This is a genomic window from Nocardia higoensis NBRC 100133 (assembly GCF_000308595.1).
Classification (GTDB): Bacteria; Actinomycetota; Actinomycetes; order Mycobacteriales; family Mycobacteriaceae; genus Nocardia; species Nocardia higoensis.
Map to the genome: position 1 here is coordinate 34,260 of NZ_BAGA01000109.1, position 15,679 is coordinate 49,938.

Below are 15,679 nucleotides of genomic sequence, written 5' to 3' on the forward strand. Positions count from 1 at the left end.
CGGCCGGACGGGCTCAGTTGCCGGGCTGGAAGGCGAAGACCTCGCCGACCCTGGTGGCGACCACGATCTCGCCCTCGGGACCGATCGAGGTGCCCGCCGTGGTCCCTTCGGCATCGGGCAGCACGTCGGAATCGATGGTGGCGCCGGTGGCGGTGTCGAAGGTGACCAGGTTGAGGCCGCCGCCGATCGCGGCGGTGGTGTAACCGATCCCGCCCGCGGCCTGGACCGGCAGTCCGCGCAACGCCAGATCCTTGCGCTCCCAGGCGGTTTCGACCACGTCGCCGGTGTCGCGCAGCGCCATCAGGTAGCCCTCGTCACCCGCCGGGATGATCAGGCCGTCGGCGGAGACCGAGATGGCGCCGCTCGGGGTGAAGGGCAGCTGCTTCACCCAGCGGGTGCTGCCGTCCTCGGTGTTCAACGCGATCAGGCGGCCGCTGTTGTCGCCCACGTAGACGGTCCCCGCATCGGCCGACAGCGCGGGACTGGTCGCGCTGCCCTCGACGAGGATCTGGGCACTCCACTCGCGGTGGATGCGCTCGTCGGCGTAGCGGAGTGCGGCGAGTTCGGCGTTGGGCGAGCCGGGCTTCCAGACGGTGACGAAGAACCGGCCGGTGTCGGCGTCGACGGCCGAGACGGTGGCGACCGGGCACTGCGGGCCGCCGGTGCCGCAGTCGTCGAGGCCCTGTCCGGAGGCCGGGCGGGTCAGGTCGGGAAGTTCGAGGAAGTCGGGCTCGCCGAGCAGCTGGGTGGTGGGGACCACGCGTTTGCCGGTCTGACGCTCGAGCACGTCGATCTGGCCGGACTGGGTGATGGTGAGCACGTGGCTGTCGCCGGTGAACTGCACCGAGACCGGGACACCCGCCACGGGTGTCCGCCAGCGCGGCTGGCCCATCAGGTTGTAGGAGTTCACCGCGCCGTCGTCGCCGAAGTACACGTTGGTGTGGCTGTCGACCAGGGTCGGCGAGGATACGGCGTTGGGGCCGAGGCGATCACAGAACCGCTTGCGTCCGGTCGGCATCTGCAGCGACAGGATCGCGCAACCACTCGCGGTGCGGGTGGTCACGAACAGCTGACTGTCGGGCCCGACGGTGACCGGCTGCGCGATGGGGCCGCCGACAGGTCGCGACCAGCTCAGATTCATCTGTCGCGCACCGGTCTGCGGCCCGGCGCCGGAATTGCGTCCGTCGTAGTGGACGGCGGGCCAGCCTTCGCCCGAACCGGCGGTGATGTCATCGACGTCGGTGCCGCATCCGGTCAGCGCGACCGCGCCGACAGCTGCCAGCGCGGTCAGCGCGCGTGTGGACTTCGGGACGTGCCGCGTGGATACCGCGCGCACCCAACCGGTTCGCACCTGCTGATCTCCCCTCTCCGACGACGGCCGCACGCAAGACTAGCGGGTGATCGGTGCGCGGGGATCGCCGCACGGGGTCTCCGGCCGCCGTCAGGCGGCTACGCCGGACTGCCTGTCCGCGCCCGGCTTCGCGGCCAGGATCTCGTCACGCTCACGCAGATAGGCGACCTGCCTGCTGACCTCCTCACGGACGGTGACACTGTCCGCCTCGTCGGCGACATACGCGCCGCCGGCGAGCAGCGTGATCGCGGCGCCCGCGATCCAGGCCACCCAGCCCGCCGCCGTGCCCGCGAAGTCACCCAACCAGGGGGTCAGGAACAACACGAAACCGACCACGGACAGCGCCCAGTGATCCTTGGTCGGGTCACGAGCGATCAGCGACCACATCGCGTACACCGCCGTCATGGCGCCGAGGCCGATGGTGGCCGCCGCACTGACCGGGGTCGTCGCGGCCCATGCGGGAGTGGCAGCGGTGACCACACCCAGCGTCAAGGCGGCCCCTCCGATGACGTTGCTGCTGATTCTCATGCCCGTACTCCTTCCGGTGAGCGGCTTCGAACGACTCCGCTCCATGAACGATACGATACGTGTAGCGTAGCACTCGGCCGGATTATTCCCGGCCGGCTCGATTCCGCATGCCGAGATTCCACCCGTCGCGCCGATCGGCAAGACTGTGCGGCGGATCGGGAGAGCGACGAGAAAGGGGCGCTGCCGATGGCTTCCGAAGCGGCCGGGTCGCGCGACGAACGCATCACCGCCGCCGCCCTGGCGCTGCTGCGCGACGGCGGCGGCCGGGCGGTGACGATCGAGGCGGTGGCGAGCCGGTCGGGGGTGGCCAAGACGACCATCTACCGTCGCTACCGCGATCGCATCGACCTGCTGACCTCCGCACTGGAATCGCTGACCAACCCGAAGCCGCCGGCCGATCTGCACGACGGACCGGCGGTCCTGGACTGGCTCGTCGAGCAGGCGCTGTCGGCGGTCACCGAGGGCATCGGCACCGGCGGCGTCGCCGCATTGCTCACCGGCGAAGATCCCGACTACACCCGCGCCATCCGCGCGGTACTGCTGCGCCACCGCGCGGCGCTCATCGAAGTGGTCGGCGCCGCTGCCGAATCCGGCGCACTGCGCGACGATCGCGACGCCGAGACGGTCATCGACACGATCGTCGGCTCCTACATCATCGAACACTCCCGCCGTGGCTCGGTGGCCGAGGATTGGAGCGATCGCATCCGCGCGGTGCTGCGGCCCGCACTGCTGCCCGCGACGACGGAGTGAATCACCGCCGTTTCCGCTCGATCACAAGCGCGACCGAGCCGCCACCATGATCCGACACCGACGAGACTCACATATGTCGCGGTTGTGTTACTGTCCGGTAAGTCTGCTGTGATGGGCCTCATAGGTCCAGGTCACAGCGGCACACGGAATCGCGGCAACGGTGCCGGATCGGTTGTGGAGAGGGTTTCATGGACCAGCATCAGGGGTCTGGGCGAAGAGTGCGACGCTGGGCGGGCAGAGCGCTCGCCGTAGTCGTGGCCGCGGCGAGCGTCGCGGCGGTCACCACGGCGGGGCCGCAGACCGCGCCCGCATCGGCGGTCGGCGAGTTCTACACTCCGCCCGCGCAGTTCCCGACCGAGCAGGGCGCGATCGTCAAGACCGCGCCGATGCCGTTGTTCGTGTCCTTCCCGAACGAGAAGGGCTGGCCCACCCAGGCCGAGCTGGTCATGTACACCAGCCGTCTGCAGGACGGCACCCCCACCGTGGTCACCGGCACCTACATCGAAGCCGCCGGTCCGTGGCTGGGCGAGGGCGAGCGCCCCACGGTCGTGATCGCGCCCGGCACATCCGGGCAGGGCGACCGGTGCGCGATGTCGGTGGCCTTCTCCACCGGCCTGGCAGGGTTCACCGAGCCCGCGCTCGGCTTCTCGGCCAACCAGGAACTGCCGTCCTCGACGGTGTGGAGCCGGTTGGGCGCGCGCGTGTTCGTGACCGACTACATCGGTCTGGGCACCCCCGGCGTGCACACCTACGCCAACCGGTTCGAGCAGGCCCACGCCGTGCTCGACGGCGCACGGGCGGCGAACGCGCTGGCCGGCGTCGGGCCCGACACCCCGCTGGTGCTGTGGGGCTATTCGCAGGGCGGCGGCGCGACCGCCTCGGCGGCGGAGCTGCAGCCGCAGTACGCGCCGGAGCTGAACCTGAAAGGCACCTGGGCGGGTGGACCGGTCGCCGATCTGGCCGTCATCCAGCAGACCATCGACGGCGCGCTCATCGGCGGAGCCATCGGCTACGCCATCAACGCGCTGCTCGCCCGCTATCCGGAGCTCTACAACGCCGTCGACCGGGTCACCAGCCCGGCCGGCCGCGAGATGCTGGCGACGCTCAGCGACACCTGCGTCGGTGATCTGATCACCGAGTACCCGTTCCTGCGGACCGATTCGCTGACCATCGACGGTCGCTCGCTGACCGAGCACATGGCCGCCATCCCGGAGGCCGCGCCCGCGCTCGACGAACAGCGAGTCGGCAACCTGCGGCCCGCCACGCCGGTGTTCGTCACCAGCGGCCGCAACGACGACACCGTGCCCTACAGCCAGGCCCGCACGCTGGCGGAGAGCTGGTGCGCCAAGGGCGCCACGGTGAAGTTCCGGACCAACGACCTGCCGCCGATCCTGCCCGGGGCGACCATTCCCAACCACTTCGGCCCGGAGATGATCGACGGCTTCGGACCCGACAACGCGATCACCTACCTGCTCGATCGCCTCGCCGGCAAGCCGATCTCCGGCTGCACGATCGACTGACCCGATCCCGGCCCCGGCGTCATTTCCGGGTCTGCCCGCGCGGTGTGAGCACGCGAAAGTACGCTGTTCACCCGAACGGAAGGTCCCCCGACGGCGGGGCCGGCAGCACACCACGACGGGAGTAGGTTTCGTGACGAGCATGTGGGGCGCACCGTTGCGCTCACGCTGGAGCGGGTCGCGGCGCCGGGATCCGGAGCAGGCGCGGTTCCTGACCGCGGCCTCGCTGCGCTGGGTCATCGCCAATCGCGCATACACGCCCTGGTACCTGGTGCGTTACTACCGCCTGTTCAAGTTCAAGCTGGCCAACCCGCACATCGTGTTGCGCGGCATGGTCTTCCTCGGCAAGAACGTCGAGATCCACGCCACCCCCGAGTTCGGTCGCATGGAGATCGGCCGCTGGGTGCACATCGGCGACGGCAACGCCATCCGCTGCCACGAAGGCTCGCTGCGTATCGGCGACAAGGTGGTCTTCGGCAAGGACAATGTCGTCAACACCTACCTCGACATCGAGATCGGCGAGTCGACGCTGGTCGCCGACTGGTGCTACATCTGCGACTTCGACCACAAGATGGACGACATCACCCTGCCGATCAAGGATCAGGGCATCGTCAAGAGCCCGGTGCGTATCGGTCCGGACACCTGGATCGCGGCCAAGGTCACCGTGCTGCGCGAGACCAGGGTCGGCCGCGGCTGCGTGCTGGGCGCGCACGCGGTGGTCAAGGGCGAGATCCCGGACTACTCGATCGCGGTCGGCGCGCCCGCCAAGGTCGTGAAGAATCGCAAGGCCACGTGGGAGGCCGGCGCCGAGGCGCGTGCGGCGTACCTGGCGGCGCTCGAGGACATCGAGCGCAAGAAGAACGGCGTCACCGCACCCCGGTCCTGATCGCTCGCGCCCGCGTCCCGGATGTCCAGGGCCGCGGGCGTCGCGCGCAGGTGCCCGGAATTGTCGGTGGGCGGGCGTAAGGTCGCCGCATGCGGAGCTACGCGGCGCTGTTGCGCGGGATCATGCCCAGTAATCCGAACATGCGCAACGAGAAGTTGCGCGGGGTGTTCACCGATCTCGGCTTCGAGAAGGTCGCCTCGGTGCTCTCCAGCGGCAATGTCGTCTTCCGCGTCACGGACGCCGATCCGGCCGAGCTGGAGGACCGGATCCAGCGGGCACTCACCGGGCAGTTGGGCATTGCGGGCGGTACGCTGCTGCGCGATTACGAGTGCCTGCGCGAACTGCTCGACCGTGATCCGTTCGAGGGCCTCGTCCACGAGCGCGGGTCCTACCTGACGGTCACCTTCTTCAAGAACGCCATCGGCGATCCCCAGCCCGCGATCCCGGACGATCCGCTGACCCGCGTGATCGGCTACGACGAGCCGAGCCGCGCGCTGCTCACGGTCATCGACAACAGCACGCCCAAGACGCCGGATTTCATGGCGTGGCTGGACAAGACCTACGGCAAGGACATCACCACCCGCACCTGGCTGACCGTGCAGAAGGTGGTCAAGAAGATGGAGCCGTGAGCGGTGCGTGCGCCGTGCACAGGAACACCGCGGCGGCTCGCCCGATCCTGGTGATCACCAGCGAATAAGGCTTGGCGCCACGTAGTTTCAGCTTCTTGCGCAGCGCGTCGGGATCGATGTCGACGCCGCGCACGAGGATTTCCAGCGCACCGCAGTCACGGCGGGCCAGTTCCTGGCGGAGCGTTTTCTCGCGCAATTCCATCCGGTCCTCGACGCGGAAGCCACGCACGCCCGCGGGCACCGTGTCGCCGGTGAGATAGGCGATATGCGGATCGAGTTGCCACAGGCCGTGTTTCGCCGCGTAGTGGCGTACCAGCCCGGCGCGGACGATCGCGCCGTCCGGGTCGATGATCCACTCCCCCGGCGCACGCTCCGGGATGTCGTCGGGGTGGGCATCGGTGAGGGTGTAGCTCTGCCCCGTGCTCGACAGCACCGCTGCCCGGCGGTGAACGCCGGGCTCCGCCAATCCCGGTGACCACAGGCAGGCTTCGCGCACGGCGCCGTCGAGGGAGACGATCTCGATCTCGCCGGGCCAGTCGAGTGCGTCGAAATCCAGTCCGGGAGCGCACTTCACGACCATGTCGCGGCCCGCGTAGACGGACAGCAGATCGGGCAGCGGTGGTTGCAGCGCGGCGGGGTCGTGCGTCCGCCTGCCGCCCGCTCGCCGGCCGGGGTCGGCGACGATCACGGTGTCCTTCGTGACAGGCATCAGCGCGTCGGCCGCCGCCAGCACCACGTTGCGCCCGGAAAGCACGGCAGCACAGCCACTCTCGGCAACACGGCCGCTCTCGCTCACGCGCCGCTCGGTGGCCGTCGGCTCGTCGGGAGCGCCGCACGCGCCGTCGGCACGAGCCGCGGCATGGGCGACGGTACCGGCAACCGTGTCGCCGACGGTGGTGGCGTCCTGATCGGCAGCGGACGCACGCGCGACCGGCTGCCAGGCCGCGCCGAGGTTGTGCGCCGCCATCGCCAGACGCACGGTGTCGAGATCGCTGCCGATCACCACCGGGCAGGCCCGGGCCAACTCGACGAGTTCGGCTCCGACGGAACAGGTCACGTCGTGCACGGCGCGACCGGCCAGCCGTTGCGCCCGGCGGCGCGCGACCGCGGTGGGAGTCGCCTGCTGCACCGCGTCGTCGGTGAACAGCCACTCCCCCGCGTCGGCGAGCTTGACCGCCGCTCGCCGCCGCAGCCGCACGGTTTCGATCAGCGCGGGTGCGGCCTCGCCGAAATCGCGGCGGACGCGCTCGAGGTCACGCAGATGGGTGGCCGGGGTGAGCTCCAGCCGCGCCACCTCGGTGAGGGCCGCGCGTCCCGCCGCGCTCGCGAGGAACTCGACATCCGCCCGGCTGAAGCCGTATCCCACTGCCTTGGATCCCGCTGCCCGTGATCCCGACTAGGCGGTGGGCTTCACGCCGGTGATCATGGCGTTGTAGAAGAACTGCCTCGGCACGAACCGGCGCATGACGTTCTCGTCCAGCCAGCTCAGCCGCAGCCACGCCTTGTACATGGCCAGGCGGTAGCCGAGGGTCAGCTTCTCGTCGGGCACGGCGGCCTCGAAGGTGCGCACCGGCCAGCCCCACAGCGCGGCCGCGAACTCCTCGGTGGTCGCCTTCACGCCGACCGCGCCGGCCGAGCGGGCCATCGCCTCGAGGTCGGCCGGATCGAAGGTGTGCAGGTCCACGACCGCCTCGAGGGCGGCCGCCCGGGAGGACTCGTCGAGTTCGGACTGCGGACGCCGCCAACCGGCCAGCGCGGGCAGCTTGGTGACGGTGGTGGTGGCCTTCCAGGTGATGCGGCCGAGCCAGCGGGCGTAGAAGTTGCCGACGGTGGTCGGTTCGCCGGCGAAGACGAAGCGCCCGCCCGGCTTGAGCACGCGCAGGCATTCGCGCAGGGACTGCTCGACATCGGGGATGTGGTGCAGCACCGCGTGGCCGACCACCAGGTCGAAGGTGTTGTCCTCGTACGGGATCGTTTCGGCATCGGCGACCCGGCCGTCCACGTCCAAGCCGAGATGCTCGGCGTTACGCAGGGCGACCTTGACCATGCCGGGCGAGAGGTCGGTGACCGATCCGGTCTTGGCGACCCCGCCCTGCATCAGGTTCAGCAGGAAGAAGCCGGTGCCGCAGCCGAGTTCGAGTGCACGCTCGTAGGGCAGCGGGGCCGGGCCCACCGCGGCGTCGAAACGGCCGCGGGCGTACTCGATACAGCGCTCGTCATAGGAGATGGACCACTTGTCGTCATAGGTCTCGGCCTCCCAGTCGTGGTAGAGCACTTGGGCAAGCTTCGTATCCTTGAACGCCGCTTCCACCTCCGCCTCGGTGGCGTGGGGGTTCGGCGCGGGGTCGTCGGGACGTACCGTCATGGTCGCCAAGCCTAACCTGATCATCGGGATGCTTCCGTGTGCGGGCCGGGCATTCGGACATCCGACCGACTCGCCCGCGAATTGGAACCCGTTACATCCGGGCGGACACGGCTACCGGCCGGTAGCTTCCGGGCAGTTCAGCGCCCTGTGAAGACCGCCGAACCGGGTCCGTCGGCCAGGTAGGACGCGGTTCCCCGGCGTGCGTCCTCGGTGCCGAACAATCCCGCCCACTCGGTACGGGCGCGGTCGAGTCCGTGCGGGCCCGCTTCGAACACCGCCTTCGCCGCGGCCAGCGCGAGCGCGGGTCCGCCGTGGAACTGCCCGGCCCAGCGCCGGGCCGCGGCGAACACGTCGTCGGGGGCGACCACCTCGTCGACCAGCCCGAGCTTCAACGCCTCGTCCGGCTCGACGAACCGGCCCGAGTAGACGAGATCCTTGGCCGCGCCGGGGCCGATCAGCTGGGTGAGTCTGCGGATGCCCGCGAGCGGGATCAGACCGGCCCGGATCTGCGGCAGGCCCAGCTTCACGTTGTCGCCGATGATGCGGCGGTCCGCGCCGAGCGCGAGTTCCAGACCGGCGCCGAGGCCGTAGCCGGCGATCGCCGCGACGGTCGGCTGCGGGACGCGCGCCAGGCACCCCAGGGCCGATTGCAGATCGCCGGCCAGCGCCTCGGCACGGGCCGGCTCGAGCGCCGACAGCTCGGCCATGTCGTCGCCGGCGCAGAACACCCGCTCGTCGCCGTAGACGATCAGCGCCGAGACCGCCGGGTCCTGCGCGGCCGACGCGCTGGCGGCGGCGACCTCACGCGCGACCTGGGCGTCGAACAGATTCAGCGGCGGGCGGGCGATGCGGACGACGGCGACACCGTCGGCGTCCGGCGAGTCCACGGTCACGAATTCGGCCATGGCAGGAAACCTACCGCCCAGCCGCCGAGCCGCTTGCCCGGCGGTGTCGGTCAGCGCGCCGAGCCGCGCAGGCGATCGACGGCGGGATTGTCGGCGAAATACCGCGCGGCGTCGGGGAACGCCAGGAAGGTGTCGCCGTTCTCGGGCACGGTCGGCATGATCGGCTCGATTTCCGGCTCCGCGGCGTAGATCTCGGCGGTGGACCCGAACCTCGACAGCGAGTCCAGCTGCGCCCAGGTGGGCGGGAGCAGGATGTCCTCGCCGGCGCGCCAGCGGGCCAGCGCGTCTGCCGGGGTGCGCCAGTGCACGGCGGCCGCCTCGGTGGTGGCGCCGTCGGCGCGCTGCCCCTCGGGCAGCACCGCGACGAAGAAGTGGGTGTCGTAGCGGCGCGGCTCGATGACCGGAGTGATCCAGTTGGCCCACGGGCGCAACAGGTCCGCGCGCAGCACCAGATTCTCCCGGGCCAGGAAGGTCGCCAGCGACAGCTCGCGCTTCTCCAGGGCGGCACGCGCGTCGCGGTAGACGGCGGTGTCGCCGACCAGGCTGTCGGCGGTGGGCCCGGCGAGCAGGACGCCGCACTCTTCGAAGGTCTCGCGCACCGCCGCGCACACCAGCGCCTGCGCCCTGGGTGCGGTGGTGCCGAAGGCCTGCGCCCACCAGGCCGGATCAGGTCCGGCCCAGGCGATATCGGCGGTCGCGTCCGAGGCGTCGACGCCGCCGCCCGGGAACACCGTCATGCCCGCGGCGAAGGCCATGGCGTTCACCCGGCGCTGCAGGAACACCTCGGGGCCGGTCGCGCCGTCGCGGACCAGCATCACCGTGGAGGCATCGCGCAGCGGCGGCGCCTCGGGCGCGGGGGTTGCCGTCGCGTCCGGAGTTGGGACATTCGCCGAATTCGTCTCACTCACACCAGCACCCTAACCCGCGCCTGCCGACGCTCAGCGCGTGCGGTGGCTGCCCGCCCGGCGGGACCGGCGTGCGAACCAGCGGCCGTCGATCTTGTCCAGTGCGATCGACTGGCGGAACGCCTCGCTGAGGTTCTCCGCGGTGAGCACGTCGTTGAGCAGCCCCTGGGCGACCACCTGGCCCTCGTTGATCAGCAGGGCATGGGTGAAGCCCGGCGGGATCTCCTCGACATGGTGGGTCACCAGCACGATGGCCGGGGCGTCGGGGTCGGCGGCCAGATCACCGAGGCGCTCCACCAACTCCTCGCGACCGCCCAGATCCAGGCCGGCCGCCGGCTCGTCGAGCAGCAGCAGTTCCGGATCGGTCATCAACGCGCGGGCGATCAGCACCCGCTTGCGCTCGCCCTCGGACAGGGTTCCGTAGGTCCGGTCGGAGAGGTGCTCGGCGCCCAGGCTTTCCAGCATGTCCACGGCGCGGTCGGTGTCCATCTCGTCGTAGTGCTCGCGCCAGCGGCCGAGCACCGCGTATCCGGCGGAGACCACCAGGTCGAGCACCTTCTCGTCGCGAGGCACCCGCCCCGCCAGGGCCGCCGAGGACAGTCCGATGCGCGGGCGCAGTTCGTTGATGTCCACCCGGCCGAGGGTTTCGCCGAGCAGATGCGCGGTGCCCGAGGTGGGATGCACCTCGGCCGCGGCGATACGCATCAGCGAGGTCTTGCCCGCGCCGTTGGGACCGAGTACGACCCAGCGTTCGTCGAGCTCGACCTGCCAGGAGACGGGGCCGACGAGGGTGTGCCCCGAGCGTCGGACGGTCACGTCGGTGAAATCGATGAGCAGATCGGGATCCGGTTGCGGCACGCGCTCCATCTTGGCCCAGATCGCGCCGGAACGAGCGACCGACCCTCACCAGGTGTCGGCCGGCACACCGATGACGGTGAGCGAACCGGGTGCTATCTCGGTGAATCCGGCATCGCGCACGGCGATCCCGGCGCCCGTGCCCACGCGCGCCGACAACGCGCGCCAGCGGTCCGGATCCGCCTCGCGCACCGAACAACCGAAATCGCGTTCGGCCCAGCGGCGCGCGCGCTCGACGTCCATCGCGCCGGCCAGCAGCATGCTGGCGTGCCCGACCTGCGCGGCCGCCTTGCCCAGCGACATGCCCAGCGACGAATTCACCCACAGCACGGGCAGATCCGGGTCCGGCGGACCGGGCTCGTCGTGGTCGAGATCGGTGCCGCCGATCTGCAGCCTGCGGATCCGCTGATCGGTCTCGCCGACCGGGCAGGGCACGAACGCCCGCGCCTGCGCGCCGCCGATTTCCACGGTCACGCCGTCCACCTCGTTCGCCGCTGTCCACTGCGCGCCCCGCGCGCGGCGGGCGACCTTGCGGATGCGGGCCCGCTTCCACGCCAGATACCGCCGCTCCCACGGCCCGCCCGCGCCGACGCGTTCGTCCAGGCACAGCGCGACCACCGCACTCGCCGCGGCGGCCAGCAACGCGCTGCGCGGCGGCGGATCGACCTTGGGCAGGTGCAGCACCATCTGCATGGCCTGCACCCGCGCGGGATCATCGGGATCACGCGCCCCGCCGTACCCTTCGGCCAGCACCGCGTGCCTGGCCGCGAAATCCGGCGGCTGCGCGAAGGTTTCGCTCTCGCAGTCGAGCCCGGGCGTGCCGGTCATCGGATCAGCGGAACCCGGCGCACCCCGCCGTCGCGGGCGTCGGCCGCCTCCACCTCGTCGCGGGTGACGCCGAGGACGAACAGCACCGCGTCCAGATACGGATGCGACAGCGCCGCGTCGGCGACCTCGCGCAGGGCGGGCTTGGCGTTGAACGCGACGCCGAGCCCGGCGGCGTTGAGCATGTCGATATCGTTGGCGCCGTCGCCCACCGCGACCGTCTGCTCCATCGGCACCCCGGCCTCCGCGGCGAACTTGCGCAGCGCGGTCGCCTTGGCGGCACGATCGACGATGTCGCCGACCACCCGCCCGGTGAGCTTGCCGTCGACGATCTCGAGGGTGTTCGCCTGGACGAAATCCAGTTCCAGATCGTGCGCCAGCGGCTCGATGACCTGACGGAAACCACCCGAGACCACGCCGCACTTGAAACCGATGCGGCGCAACGTTCGGATGGTGGTGCGCGCGCCGGGAGTCAGCTCGATGCGCTCGGCGACCTCCTGGATCACCGACTCGTCGAGTCCTTCCAGCGTCGCCACCCGCTGGCGCAGCGATTCGGCGAAGTCGATCTCGCCCCGCATGGCCGCCTCGGTGACCAGACGGACCTGCTCCTCCACCCCGGCGTGGGCGGCGAGCATTTCGATCACCTCGCCCTGGATGAGCGTGGAGTCGACGTCGAAGGTGATCAGCCGCTTGGCCCGCCGCGCCAGCCCGGCCCGCTCGACGGCCACGTCGATCCGCTCGTCGACGGCCACCTCGGCCAGCGCGGTACGCAGCGTCGAATCGGTGTCGGCGCCGGTGTCGGGCGCGGTGACCATCAGTTCGACGCCGGTCACCGGGTAGTCGGCGATGCCGCGGATGGTGTCGATGTTGGCGCCGATACCGGCCAGCTGCCGCGACACCGCGCTGAACGCCCGCGCCGTGACCGGCGCTCCGAGCACGACCACGGCGTGGGTGGACATCGGCTGGCGGCCGATCTGCGCGCCCACTTCCACGTCGACGGTCATGCCGACGGTGTTCATCGCCTCTTCGACCTCGTCCTGCAACTCCTCGGGATCGTGCGGGCAGGTGACCAGCACGCCGAGGGTCAGCCTGCCGCGGATCACCACCTGCTCGACGTCGAGCAGGCTGACCTCGTGCCGGGACATCGCCGCGAGGAGCACGGATGTCACACCGGGGCGGTCGGGCCCGGTGACGGTCACGAGAACGGTGGTGTCGGCCACAGCGGTGCGCTCCTGGTCTTTCGGGTCGTTACACGAGTGTGCACCCGCTGGCAGTCCAGCGGGTGCACGGCTCGTCATGTCAGCTCTTGGTCAACGCGGGAGCTTCAGCCTCCTGGCCGTGCTTGGCCGAGCCCCAGCCGACGTGCGCCTCGGAGCGCATCCGCTCGATCATGTGCGGGTAGTGCAGCTCGAAGGCCGGACGCTCGGACCGGATACGCGGCAGCTCGTAGAAGTTGTGCCGCGGCGGCGGGCAGGTGGTCGCCCACTCCAGCGAGTTGCCGTAGCCCCACGGATCGTCCACGGTGACGACCTCGCCGTACCGGAAGCTCTTGAAGACGTTCCAGATGAACGGGAGCATCGAGGCGCCGAGCACGAACGCGCCGATCGTGGAGACGGTGTTCAGCGTGGTGAAGCCGTCCGAGGGCAGGTAGTCGGCGTAGCGACGCGGCATGCCTTCGGCGCCCAGCCAGTGCTGCACGAGGAAGGTGGTGTGGAAGCCGACGAAGGTGGCCCAGAAGTGCCACTTCGCCAGGCGCTCGTCGCACATGCGGCCGGTGATCTTCGGGAACCAGAAGTAGATGCCGGCGAAGGTCGCGAACACGATGGTGCCGAAGAGCACGTAGTGGAAGTGCGCGACGACGAAGTACGAGTCGGTGACGTGGAAGTCCAGCGGCGGGCTGGCCAGGATGACGCCCGACAGACCACCGAAGAGGAAGGTCACGAGGAAGCCCAGCGACCACAGCATCGGCGACTCGAAGGTCAGCTGACCCCGCCACATGGTGCCGATCCAGTTGAAGAACTTCACACCGGTCGGAACCGCGATGAGGAAGGTCATGAAGGAGAAGTACGGCAGCAGCACCGCGCCGGTGGCGTACATGTGGTGCGCCCACACCGCGATGGACAGCGCGGCGATACCGAGGGTCGCGTAGATCAGCGTGGTGTAGCCGAAGATCGGCTTACGGCTGAAGACCGGGAAGATCTCCGAGACGATGCCGAAGAACGGCAGCGCGATGATGTACACCTCGGGGTGGCCGAAGAACCAGAACAGGTGCTGGTACAGCAGGATGCCGCCGGTGGCCGGGTCGTAGATGTGGCCGCCCAGGTGGCGGTCGTAGGCCAGGCCGAACAGCGCGGCGGTCAGCAGCGGGAAGGCCAGCAGGATGAGCACGCTGGTGACGGCGATGTTCCAGGTGAAGACCGGCATGCGGAACATGGTCATACCGGGGGCGCGCATGCAGACCACGGTGGTCAGCATGTTCACGCCGCCGAGGATGGTGCCGAGACCGGAGACGGCCAGGCCCAGGATCCACAGGTCGGTGCCGACACCGGGCGAGTGCAGGATGTCGGTCAGCGGCACGTAGGCCGTCCAGCCGAAGTCGGCCGCGCCGCCCGGGGTGATGAAGCCCGCGGTCGCCATGGACGCGCCGAACAGGTACAGCCAGTAGCTGAACGCGTTCAGTCGCGGGAAGGCGACGTCGGGGGCGCCGATCTGCAGCGGCAGCACGATGTTGGCGAAGCCGAACACGATCGCGGTCGCGTAGAACAGCAGCATGATGGTGCCGTGCATGGTGAACAGCTGGTTGAACTGTTCCGGCGAGAGGAACTGCAGACCCGGACGCGCGAGCTCGCCACGCATCAGCAGTGCCATCAGACCGCCGATGAGGAAGAAGCTCGTGGCGGTCACCAGGTACATGGTGCCGAGCACCTTCGGGTCGGTCGTGGTGACCATCTTGTAGAGGAAAGAACCCTTGGGTCCGGTCCGGGCCGGATACGGTCGAGTCGCTTCCAACTGAGGGACTGGTCTGGGCTCTACCGCAGTCACTGATCCTCCTGAAGGTGCCTTTAGGTCGCTCCGCAGGCTCCGCTGCTCGCACACATCCCGTTACCGGAACAGCGGACAGTTCGCTTGCGCTCCGATGATCGTAAACCGTGCCCGATAGCCGGGGCGCACGTGGTCCTACTCTGCGTCGTATTTCGCTGTCACAGGTCTCGCCATCCACCCCCACAATGCACGCTACACCTGGTCCGAAGGTCTTTCCGGCAGACCGATGAGTTCTACCCGCGACCTCCGTCTGCATCGGTGACGGCGCCTCGCCCGTCCCCACCTCCGAGTACCGAGGAGACCGAACCATGAGCGCAACCGTGCCCGGCGATCCCGTCTGGGTCGATCTGTTCACCTCCGATCCCGACCGCGCGATCGCCTTCTACGGCGAACTGTTCGGCTGGACCGCAGACCGCAACGAGGACTTCGGCGGCTACATCACCTTCCGTTCCGACGGCAAGGCCGTCGCGGGCGGCATGGGCAAGTCCGGTCCCGAGGACGGCCCCGACCAGTGGACCGTCTACCTCGCCGCCACCGACGCGCGCGCCACCGCCGAGGCCGCCGCCGCGCACGGCGGCGCGGTGATCGTGGCGCCGATGGAGGTCGGCGACCTGGGCACGATGGCGGTGCTGGCCGACTCCGCCGGCGCCGGCATCGGTATCTGGCAGGCGAACACCTTCGCCGGCATCGAAACCGAGCCGATGGGCGAGCACGACATGTGGCGGCACGGCGCACCGGGCTGGTTCGAACTGCACACCCCGGAGTACGACAAGACGCTGACGTTCTATCGCGAGGTCTTCGGCTGGCAGGACGTCACCGAGATGCCCGGTCCGGCCGAGTTCCGGTACAGCACCATCCACGCCGCGCACCCGATGCGCGGTGGCGTGATGGACGCCTCGGCCGTGTCCGCCGAGGCGGTGCTGCCCGGCTGGGGCGTGTACTTCGGCTCCGCCGATGTCGACACCACCGTGGCGAAGGCGGTCGAACTCGGCGCGAGGCTCGTGCACCCGGCCGAGGACAGCCCGTACGGGCGGATGGCCGTGCTCACCGATCCGACCGGTGCGCGGTTCAGCGTCGGCGGCGACGTCGCGGACTCCTGAGCCCGGCCGAACTCCATGCAG

Annotated in this window: 15 protein-coding genes; 5 read left to right on the forward strand and 10 right to left on the reverse strand. The window is 69.9% G+C overall.

The features are described 5' to 3' along the window. Nucleotides 1-13: 13 nt before the first annotated feature. A complete protein-coding gene (locus ON26_RS19255; protein WP_245545910.1) occupies nucleotides 14-1,351 on the reverse strand; it encodes an outer membrane protein assembly factor BamB family protein in 1,338 nt (445 codons plus the stop codon). A 90-nt stretch (nucleotides 1,352-1,441) separates the two neighbouring features. Beyond that, complete coding sequence (locus tag ON26_RS19260) at nucleotides 1,442-1,879, reverse strand: SPW repeat domain-containing protein (protein WP_174375418.1); 438 nt, start codon at nucleotides 1,877-1,879, stop codon at nucleotides 1,442-1,444. 186 nt (nucleotides 1,880-2,065) lie between these two features. On the opposite strand from ON26_RS19260, the gene ON26_RS19265 reads away from it, so the two are divergent. The 4 genes from ON26_RS19265 to ON26_RS19280 all read left to right on the forward strand — a co-directional run bounded on the left by ON26_RS19265 (nucleotide 2,066) and on the right by ON26_RS19280 (nucleotide 5,661). Next, complete coding sequence (locus ON26_RS19265; RefSeq protein WP_040797585.1) at nucleotides 2,066-2,629, forward strand: TetR/AcrR family transcriptional regulator; 564 nt, start codon at nucleotides 2,066-2,068, stop codon at nucleotides 2,627-2,629. A 188-nt stretch (nucleotides 2,630-2,817) separates the two neighbouring features. Next, nucleotides 2,818-4,149 (forward strand): lipase family protein, encoded by a 1,332-nt coding sequence (locus ON26_RS19270; RefSeq protein ID WP_083884207.1) that lies wholly within the window; start codon nucleotides 2,818-2,820, stop codon nucleotides 4,147-4,149. A gap of 130 nt (nucleotides 4,150-4,279) precedes the next feature. Beyond that, complete coding sequence (locus ON26_RS19275; protein WP_040797586.1) at nucleotides 4,280-5,032, forward strand: acyltransferase; 753 nt, start codon at nucleotides 4,280-4,282, stop codon at nucleotides 5,030-5,032. An 89-nt stretch (nucleotides 5,033-5,121) separates the two neighbouring features. After that, the gene (locus tag ON26_RS19280; protein ID WP_040797587.1) at nucleotides 5,122-5,661 is read left to right on the forward strand and encodes a DUF1697 domain-containing protein; all 540 of its coding nucleotides are present in this window, start codon (nucleotides 5,122-5,124) and stop codon (nucleotides 5,659-5,661) included. On the opposite strand, the gene ON26_RS19285 is transcribed toward ON26_RS19280, so the two are convergent. The 8 genes from ON26_RS19285 to ctaD all read right to left on the reverse strand — a co-directional run bounded on the left by ON26_RS19285 (nucleotide 5,642) and on the right by ctaD (nucleotide 14,558). After that, on the reverse strand, nucleotides 5,642-7,027 hold the full coding sequence (locus tag ON26_RS19285; RefSeq protein ID WP_040797588.1) for a THUMP-like domain-containing protein: 1,386 nt from the start codon (nucleotides 7,025-7,027) through the stop codon (nucleotides 5,642-5,644). The genes ON26_RS19280 and ON26_RS19285 overlap by 20 nt on opposite strands. A gap of 30 nt (nucleotides 7,028-7,057) precedes the next feature. Further along, nucleotides 7,058-8,026 carry a class I SAM-dependent methyltransferase gene (locus ON26_RS19290; RefSeq protein WP_040797589.1) on the reverse strand — a complete coding sequence of 323 codons (969 nt, stop codon included), beginning with the start codon at nucleotides 8,024-8,026 and terminating at the stop codon, nucleotides 7,058-7,060. Between the two features lie 137 nt (nucleotides 8,027-8,163). Next, a complete protein-coding gene (locus ON26_RS19295; RefSeq protein WP_040797590.1) occupies nucleotides 8,164-8,931 on the reverse strand; it encodes an enoyl-CoA hydratase-related protein in 768 nt (255 codons plus the stop codon). A 50-nt stretch (nucleotides 8,932-8,981) separates the two neighbouring features. Next, complete coding sequence (locus ON26_RS19300; RefSeq protein WP_051027233.1) at nucleotides 8,982-9,746, reverse strand: NUDIX hydrolase; 765 nt, start codon at nucleotides 9,744-9,746, stop codon at nucleotides 8,982-8,984. Nucleotides 9,747-9,869: 123 nt separating this feature from the next. Beyond that, nucleotides 9,870-10,703: an ABC transporter ATP-binding protein gene (locus ON26_RS19305; RefSeq protein ID WP_040797591.1), complete on the reverse strand. Its 834-nt coding sequence runs from the start codon at nucleotides 10,701-10,703 to the stop codon at nucleotides 9,870-9,872. Between the two features lie 36 nt (nucleotides 10,704-10,739). After that, nucleotides 10,740-11,519, reverse strand: coding sequence for an aminoacyl-tRNA hydrolase (locus ON26_RS19310; protein WP_040797592.1), 780 nt, complete (start codon nucleotides 11,517-11,519; stop codon nucleotides 10,740-10,742). Beyond that, nucleotides 11,516-12,736: a phosphoserine phosphatase SerB gene (gene serB / locus ON26_RS19315; RefSeq protein ID WP_040797593.1), complete on the reverse strand. Its 1,221-nt coding sequence runs from the start codon at nucleotides 12,734-12,736 to the stop codon at nucleotides 11,516-11,518. The genes ON26_RS19310 and serB overlap by 4 nt, the downstream gene beginning before the upstream one ends. 79 nt (nucleotides 12,737-12,815) lie before the next feature. After that, entirely contained in the window at nucleotides 12,816-14,558 is a 1,743-nt protein-coding gene (gene ctaD, locus ON26_RS19320; RefSeq protein ID WP_040797594.1) for an aa3-type cytochrome oxidase subunit I, read from the reverse strand. 308 nt (nucleotides 14,559-14,866) lie between these two features. On the opposite strand from ctaD, the gene ON26_RS19325 reads away from it, so the two are divergent. Beyond that, nucleotides 14,867-15,658, forward strand: a complete 792-nt coding sequence (locus ON26_RS19325; RefSeq protein ID WP_040797595.1) for a VOC family protein — start codon at nucleotides 14,867-14,869, stop codon at nucleotides 15,656-15,658. The last annotated feature ends 21 nt before the right edge of the window (nucleotides 15,659-15,679 follow it).

Excerpts from the sequence above, each read along its gene's own strand:
- ON26_RS19260 (WP_174375418.1), bottom strand. The coding sequence starts at position 1,879 with ATGAGAATCAGCAGCAACGTCATCGGAGGGGCCGCCTTGACGCTGGGT.
- ON26_RS19265 (WP_040797585.1), top strand. The coding sequence starts at position 2,066 with ATGGCTTCCGAAGCGGCCGGGTCGCGCGACGAACGCATCACCGCCGCC.
- ON26_RS19270 (WP_083884207.1), top strand. The coding sequence starts at position 2,818 with ATGGACCAGCATCAGGGGTCTGGGCGAAGAGTGCGACGCTGGGCGGGC.
- ON26_RS19280 (WP_040797587.1), top strand. The coding sequence starts at position 5,122 with ATGCGGAGCTACGCGGCGCTGTTGCGCGGGATCATGCCCAGTAATCCG.
- ON26_RS19290 (WP_040797589.1), bottom strand. The coding sequence starts at position 8,026 with ATGACGGTACGTCCCGACGACCCCGCGCCGAACCCCCACGCCACCGAG.
- ON26_RS19295 (WP_040797590.1), bottom strand. The coding sequence starts at position 8,931 with ATGGCCGAATTCGTGACCGTGGACTCGCCGGACGCCGACGGTGTCGCC.
- ON26_RS19300 (WP_051027233.1), bottom strand. The coding sequence starts at position 9,746 with ATGCTGGTCCGCGACGGCGCGACCGGCCCCGAGGTGTTCCTGCAGCGC.
- ON26_RS19305 (WP_040797591.1), bottom strand. The coding sequence starts at position 10,703 with ATGGAGCGCGTGCCGCAACCGGATCCCGATCTGCTCATCGATTTCACC.
- ON26_RS19310 (WP_040797592.1), bottom strand. The coding sequence starts at position 11,519 with ATGACCGGCACGCCCGGGCTCGACTGCGAGAGCGAAACCTTCGCGCAG.
- ON26_RS19325 (WP_040797595.1), top strand. The coding sequence starts at position 14,867 with ATGAGCGCAACCGTGCCCGGCGATCCCGTCTGGGTCGATCTGTTCACC.